General features: G+C 75.3%; 1 protein-coding gene and 1 pseudogene. Both read right to left on the bottom strand.

The genetic code is table 11. From position 1 onward, the window contains the following. Positions 1-812: beta-ketoacyl synthase N-terminal-like domain-containing protein (locus AC4IJH_RS42850; RefSeq protein ID WP_490857464.1), on the bottom strand; the 812-nt coding region annotated here is incomplete at its 3' end. 11 nt (positions 813-823) lie between these two features. Then, positions 824-7,735 (bottom strand): annotated as a pseudogene (locus AC4IJH_RS42845) (type I polyketide synthase); the annotation flags it as partial. Positions 7,736-7,743: the final 8 nt, after the last annotated feature.

Here is a 7,743-nt window from a genome sequence, read left to right as displayed (position 1 = left end):
GACCAGCCGGTGCCGTCGGCCGCGTCGGCGAACGCCTTGCACCGGCCGTCCGCCGCCAGCCCGCCCTGCCGGCTGAACTCCATCAGGGATCCGGGGGACGACATGACGTTCACGCCGCCGACCAGGGCCAGTGAGCACTCACCGGCCCGCAGGGCGTGGGTCGCCGTGTGCAGGGCCACGAGCGAGGACGAGCACGCCGTGTCGACGGTGACCGCCGGGCCCTCCAGGCCCAGCGTGTAGGACAGCCGCCCGGAGGTGGCACTGGCGGCGATTCCGGTGCCGATGTCGCCGGTGGCGTCGGCCAGGGAGCCCACCAGCAGGTAGGCGTAGTCCTGGCCGTTCGTGCCGACGAACACGCCGGTACGGCTGCCGCGCAGGGACACCGGGTCGATGCCGGCCCGCTCGATCGCCTCCCAGGAGGTCTCCAGCAGCAGCCGCTGCTGCGGGTCCATGGTGAGGGACTCCCGCGGTGAGATGCCGAAGAAGTCCGCGTCGAAGTCCCCGGCACCGTCGAGGAAGCCTCCTTCCTGGCTGACGGCGTTGCCGCGCCGGTCGACCCCGGCGCCCCGCAGGGCGTCCAGGTCCCACCCGCGGTCCGTGGGGAAGGCGCCGATCGCGTCCTTGCCGGAGGACAGGAGCTCCCACAGGTCCTCGGGTGAGTGCGCGCCGCCGGGGTAACGGCAGGCCATGCCGACGATGGCGATCGGTTCCGTGGCCGCGGCGACGAGCTTGCGGTTCTGTCGGCGCAGGTGCTCGGCCTCCTTCAGCGAGGCGCGGAGGGCCGCGACGACGGTTTCACTGGATGTGGTCATGGTCCGCTCTTTCACCGCTCTTGGGAGGAATTGCCGTCGAGTGCCGCCTGCACCAGGTCGGCGACGTCCATGGCGTCGATCGACTCGTCGTAGGCGTCTGCCGCCGTGGTGGCGGCTGCCTCGCCGTCGGCCGCCGCGCTCTGCTCGGCGGCGAGCTTCAGCAGGGGTTCGAGCACGCCGATCTCGCGCAGCTGGTTCATGGAGACGGAGGCGAGCAGGGCCCTGATGCCCGACTGGTCGAGGTCCTCGTCACCGGCCGCTGCCGCCGCCCCGTCCTCCGGGACGAGCACACTCAGGAAGTGAGCTGCCAGGTCGCGGGGGTTGGGGTGGTCGAAGACGATCGTGGCGGGCAGTGTCAGCCCGGTGGCGGCGCCCAGCTGGTTGCGCAGCTCGACGGCGCTGAGGGAGTCGAAGCCGAGGTCCCTGAAGGCCCGGTCGGCGCCGACGGCGTCGAGGGCGGAGTGCCCCAGTACGGCGGCGGCCCGGGTGCGTACGAGGTGCAGTACGGCTTCGGAGCGCTGGGCGGGCGGCAGGCCCGTCAGCCGCTCGCGCAGGGCGGCGCCGCTGTCCTCCTCGCCGGAGGGCCCGGCCGGATCGGACGCGTGGGATGCGTCAGCGGATTCGGCCAGTTCCGCGAGGAGCGCGCTGGGCCGTACGGCGGTGAAGGACCGTACGAACCGGTCGCGTTCGACGTCGGCTACGACCTCGGTGGGACGGCCGTCCATGACGGCCCGGCGCAGCGCCGTGACGGCGAGGTCCGGGTCCAGGGGGCGGATGCCGGTGCGCTGGGCCGCGGCGGCCGCCCGGTCCCCGGTGGCCATGCCGCCACCGCCCCAGGCGCCCCAGGCGATCGAGGTCGCGGCCAGGCCCTCGGCCCGGCGCAGCTCGGCGAGGGCGTCCAAGTAGGCGTTGGCGGCGGCGTAGTTGGCCTGGCCCGGGTTGCCGACCGCGGCCGAGGACGAGGAGAACAGGGCGAACACCGCCAGGTCCAGGTCCTTGGTGAGGTCGTGCAGGGCCAGGGCCGAGGCGGCCTTGGCGCGGAAGACGTCCTCGAAGCGGTCCGGGGTGAGGCTGTCCAGGACGCCGTCGTCGATGACGCCCGCGGTGTGGACGACGCCGGTCAGCGGCGCCTCCTCGGGGAGGTCCGCCAGCACCTTGGCGAGCGCGTCGCGGTCGGCGGCGTCGCACGCGGTGAGGGTGACGTCCGCGCCGAGCGCGGTGAGTTCGGCCCGCAGGCCGTCCGCACCGGGCGCGTCCGGGCCCCGGCGGCTCAGGAGCAGCAGGTGCCGGGCGCCCGAGCGGGCCAGTTCGCGGGCCACGTGGGCGCCCAGGGCTCCGGTGCCGCCGGTGATCAGGACGGTGCCGGTGGGGTTCCACTCCTGGACGCTGCGCCCGGCCGGTACGGGTACCAGCCGGCGGCCGAGGACGGCGGAGGGCCGGATCGCGATCTGGTCCTCGCCGCCGGGGGCGGCGAGCACATCGGCGAGGCCGGCCGCGGACCGGTCGTCGAGGGTGCCGGGCAGGTCGATCAGACCGCCCCAGCGCTCTGGGTACTCCAGGGCGGCCACCCGTCCCAGGCCCCACACGGCGGCTTGGGCGGGTGCGGGCGCCGGCTCGCCGGGCACGGCGGCGACCGCGCCGCGGGTGACGCACCACAGGGGTGCGGCGAGGTCCGCGTCGCCGAGGGCCTGGATCAAGGCGGTGGTGAGGGCCAGCGCCTCGGGGGCGTGCTCCGGGTGGGCGGGTCCGGCGGCCAGCGCGAGCAGGGAGACCACGGCACCGAACTCGGGTCCCTCGGCGGCCTGTTGGCGCAGCAGTTCGGCCAGGGCGGCACGGTCGGTGCCGGGCGCCGTGAGGCACACGGTGTCCGCGCCCAGGGCGGCGAGGACGTCGGCGACCCACGGGTCCTGCTCGTGCCCTGCCGGGACCACGGCGAGCCGGGTGCCCGCCGGGGTGTGGCAGGGCGTGCGGGTCAGCGGCTTGAAGGTGATCTGCTGCCGCCAGCCGTCGACCGTGCCGGACTCCTCGCGCCTGCGGCGCCAGTCCGCGAGCGCGGGCAGCACCTTGGACAGCGCGTCGCGCTCGACGTTGAGCGTGGTTTCGAGTGCGGCGAAGTCCGCCTCCCGTACCGCCGACCAGAAGCCGTCGTCCGCGGCACTCGCCGGGGCGGGGTCGGTGGCCTGCTGGGCGGCCGGCCAGAACCGCTGGTGCTGGAAGGGGTAGGTGGGCAGGTCGGTGCGGCGGGGCGCGGTCGCGGCCCCTTCGAGCAGGGCCGCCCAGTCCGGAGCGGTTCCCTCGGCGTACAGCCGGGCGAGCGCGGTGACCACGCTCTCCTGCTCGCCGCGGTCCCGGCGCAGCGCCGGTACGGTGACCGCCTGCCCGGGCAGGGTGTCCAGGGTCTCCTGGGCCATGGCGCACAGCGCGCCGTCGGGGCCGAGCTCCAGGAAGAGGGACACGCCGCGCTCGGCGAGGGCGCGGATGCCGTCGCCGAAGCGGACGGCCTCGCGGACGTGGCGCACCCAGTAGTCCGGGGAGCACAGCTGCTGTCCGGTCGCCGCCTCGCCGGTCACGTTGGACACGAGCGGGATCGCCGGGGCGTCGTAACCGATGCCGTGGGCGACGCGTCGGAAGTCCTCGAGAATGGCGTCCATGTGCAGTGAGTGAAATGCATGGCTCACCCGCAAACGCCTAGTCTTGCGCCCGTCGGCGGTGAACTTCTCCGCGATGGCGAGGACGGCGGCCTCGTCGCCGGAGAGGACCACCGAGCGCGGTCCGTTGACCGCGGCGATGGACACGCCCTCGGTCAGCCGCGCCCGGGTCTCCTCCTCGGTGGCCTGTACGGCGACCATGGCACCGCCGGTGGGCAGGGCGTTCATCAGCCGCGCCCGTGCGGCCACCAGGCGGCACGCGTCGTCCAGGGAGAAGACCCCGGCCACGTGCGCGGCGGCGATCTCGCCGACGGAGTGCCCGGCGGCGAAGTCCGGGCGGATGCCCCAGGACTCGACCAGGCGGAACAGCGCCACCTCGATGGCGAACAGCGCGGGCTGGGTGAAGCCCGTCTGGTTCAGTCGCTTGGCGTCCTCGAACATGACCTGGCGCAGGGGGAGTTCCAGCTCCGCGTCCAGGCGCGCCGTCACCGCGTCCAGGGCCTCGGCGAACACCGGGAAGCGGCCGTACAGCTCCCGGCCCATGCCCACGCGCTGCGAGCCCTGGCCGGAGAAGAGCACCGCGAGCTTGCCGCGGCGCTCCGCCGCCTGGCCCCGCAGGACCTGGGGGGTGTCGAGTCCGTCGGCGAGCGCGGCCAGGCCGGTGAGCAGTTCCTCGCGGCCTTCGGCGAGGACGGCGGCCCGCTGGGTGAAGGCCGACCGGGTGGTGGCCGTGGTCAGCGCGAACTCGGCGACGGTCAGGCCGGGCCGGGCCGCCACGTAGGCGTGCAGCTGCCGGGCCTGGGCCCGCAGCGCTTCCGGCACGGCGCCGGAGACGGGCACCGGCAGCGGTCCGGCTGCCTGCTGGGGCCGCTCGGGCTCGTCCGCCACGGTTTCGGCGGGCTGCTCGATGATCACGTGGGAGTTGGTGCCGCTGGCGCCGAAGGCCGAGATGCCGGCCCGGCGCGGGCGGCCGGTACGCGGCCAGTCGGCCGCGTCCGCCAGCAGCTCGACGGCTCCGGCGCTCCAGTCCACGTGTGCCGAGGGCTCCTCGATGTGCAGGCTCCTGGGCAGTACGCCGTGGCGCATCGCCAGCACCATCTTGATCACACCGGCGACGCCAGCTGCGGCCTGCGTGTGGCCGATGTTGGACTTCACCGACCCGAGCAGCAGCGGCAGTTGGGGATCGCGTCCCTGTCCGTAGGTGGCCAGCAGCGCCTGCGCCTCGATGGGGTCGCCCAGGGTGGTGCCGGTGCCGTGCGCCTCCACGGCGTCCACGTCGGCCGGTGCCAGCCCCGCACTGGCCAGCGCCCGCTGGATGACGCGGCGCTGCGAGGGGCCGTTGGGCGCGGTGATGCCGTTGCTGGCGCCGTCCTGGTTGACGGCCGAGCCGCGCAGCACCGCGAGGACCTCGTGCCCGTTGCGGCGGGCGTCGGAGAGTCGTTCCAGGACGAGGACGCCCACACCCTCGGACCAGCCGGTGCCGGCCGCGGTGGACGCGAAGGGGCGGCAGCGGCCGTCCGGCGCGAGGGCTCCCATCTCCCCGAACTCCACGAAGTTCACCGGGCTGGACATCACCGTCACACCGCCGGTCAGCGCGATGGAGCACTCGCCGTTGCGCAGGGCCTGGGCGGCCAGGTGGAGCGCCACCAGGGACGACGAGCACGCCGTGTCGACGCTGACGGTGGGGCCTTCCAGGCCGAGGTGGTAGGCCACCCGGCCGGAGAGCAGGCTCGCCGACTGCGCGGTCTGCGCGTGGCCCAACTGGCCCGCCTCGGGCCGGTAGTCGCCCGATCCGCCGCCGATGAACACGCCGGTGTCGCCGCCGCGCAGCTGGGCGGGGTCGAGGCCGCCGCGCTCCAGGGCCTCCCAGGTGGCTTCCAGGAGGATGCGCTGCTGCGGGTCCATCACCATCGCCTCGCGCGGCGAGATCCCGAAGAAGCCGGGGTCGAAGTCGGCCACGTCGTAGAGGAATCCGCCCTGGCCGGTGACGGTCCGGCCGCGGCCGTCCGCGTCGCCGTGCAGCAGCCGGTCCAGGTCCCAGCCACGGTCCGTGGGGAAGCCTCCGATGGCGTCCGTCTCCCCCATGACCAGCTGCCACAGGTCCTCGGGCGAGCGGATCCCGCCCGGGTAGCGGCAGCTCATGCCGACGATGACGACCGGGTCCTCGGCGGTGCCGGCGTCCTGCGACCGCACCGCCGCGGGGAGTTCCTCCGCGTCCTCGCCGAGGAGTTCGGCCCGCAGGTACTCGGCGAGCGCGTCGGCCGTGGGGTAGTCGAAGACGAGGGTGGCGGGCAGCGCCAGACCCGTGGCGGTGGCGAGCTGGTTGCGCAGGTCGACCGCGGTCAGCGAGTCGAAGCCGAGGTCCTTGAAGGCCTGGCCGGTGGGTACGGCGCCGGCGTCCGCGAACCCGAGCACCGCGGCCACCTTGGCGCGGACCAGGGCCAGCAGGACCTCGGTGCGCTCCGCGTCCGGGCGGGCGGCGAGTTCGGCCCGCAGGCCGGTCGCGCTGCCCGCCGTGCCCGGCTCGGTGCCGCCGGCGTCCGCCAGTGCCTCGCGGGCCTCGGGCAGTTCGGCGAACAGGGCGCTGGGCCGGTCGCGGGTGAAGGCGGGCGCGAACCCGTCCCACCGTACGTCGGCGACCGTCACCGAGGGGGTGCCGGTGCCCAGGGAGCGGGCGAGCGCGGTCAGGGCCCGCGCGGGGTCCATCACGGGCAGCCCGTTGGCCCTCAGGTGGGCGGCGAGGCTGTCGGAGGTGGCACCGTCCCAGCCGCCCCACGAGACCGCCGTGGCAGGCAGTCCGCGGGCCCGCAAAGTACGGGCCAGGGCGTCGAGTTGTGCTCCGGCCGCCGCCTCGGTGCCCCGGCCTCCGGCACCCCAGGCGCCGGCGATCGAGGAGAAGAGGACGAACGCGTCCAGGGGGCGGTCACCGGCCGCCGCCTCGGCCACGGCCGCCAGGCTCTCCACGTCCGCGTGCAGCGTGGCCAGCGCGGCGCCGGGGTCCTCGGCGGCTGTGTGCGCGTCGGCGTCGAACGGCCCGGCCGTGTGGATCACGGCGGTCAGCGGCGCCTGCGCCGGGAGCTCGGCGAGCGCGGCCAGCAGCGCCTCGCCGTCGGCCGGTGCGCAGTCGAGCACCGTCAACGGCACGCCCAGGGCGTCGAGTTCGGCGCCCAGCCGCGCGGTGTCCGGTGCGGTCGGGTCGGCCAGCACCAGGTGCCGGGCGCCGTTCTCGGCGAGCCAGCGGGCGCAGAGTCCGCCGGTGCCGGACGCCGGGCCGGCGACCAGGACCGTGCCGGCCGGCCGCCACGGGGCCGCGGAGGTGTCGTCCGTGGCGCGCACCAGCCGTCGCCCGAAGACGCCGGAGGAGCGCAGCGCCACCTGGTCCTCGTCACCCATGCCGGACAAGACGGCGCGAAGCCGTTCGGCCGAGCGCCCGTCGAGCACCTCGGGTACGTCGACCAGGCCGCCCCAGCGGTCCGGGTGGTCCAGGGCCGCGACCCTGCCGAGGCCCCACACCGCCGCCTGGGCGACGTCGGCTTCGGCGTCGGAGCGGCCCACCGATACCGCGCCGCGGGTGACGTACCACAGCGGGGCGTGGATTCCGGCGTCCGCCAGCGCCCGCAGCGCCTCGTCGGGCCATGCCGGCCCAAAGGGGAGGGCGTAGGCGTACGGGGCCGCGAGGAGGGAGACCACTCCGGTGAACTCGATGCCCTGTGCGGCGAGTTCGGCGAGCTGTCCGGCGAGCGCGCCGCGGTCGGTCGCGTCGGCCTCGACGGTGACGGCCGACTCGCCCAGGGCCACGAGCACGGCCGCGGTCCACTCGCCATCGGCGCCGCCCGTCGGGACGAGCGCCAGCCACCGCCCGGCGAGGGCGCCGGACGCGGCGCCGGTCAGCGGCTTGAAGGAGACGTGGTAGCGCCAGCCGTCCACCGTGGAGTGCTCGACGCGCTTGCGGCGCCAGGCGGACAGGGCGGGGACGAGCGCCGAGAGTGCGGCACCGTCCAGCTCCAGGTCGGCCGAGAGCGACGCGAGGTCCTCGCGCTCCACCGCGTCCCAGAACTCGGCGTCCACAAGGTCCGGCGAACCGGCCCGCGCATCCGCCGCGGGCGCACCGTCCGGCCAGTACCACTGCCGCTGGAAGGGGTAGGTGGGCAGGTCCACGCGGCGGGCACCGGTACCGGCGAAGATCCCGGACCAGTCCACCGCGACGCCCACGACGTGCAGTTGGGCGAGGGCGCTCAGCAGCGCGGCCTCTTCGGGCCGGTCCTTGCGCAGCACCGAAACGG

Source organism: Streptomyces sp. UF-297 (assembly GCF_058245575.1).
The sequence above is the reverse complement of the archived record's forward strand: the minus strand, read 5'-3'. Positions and strand labels throughout refer to the sequence as shown.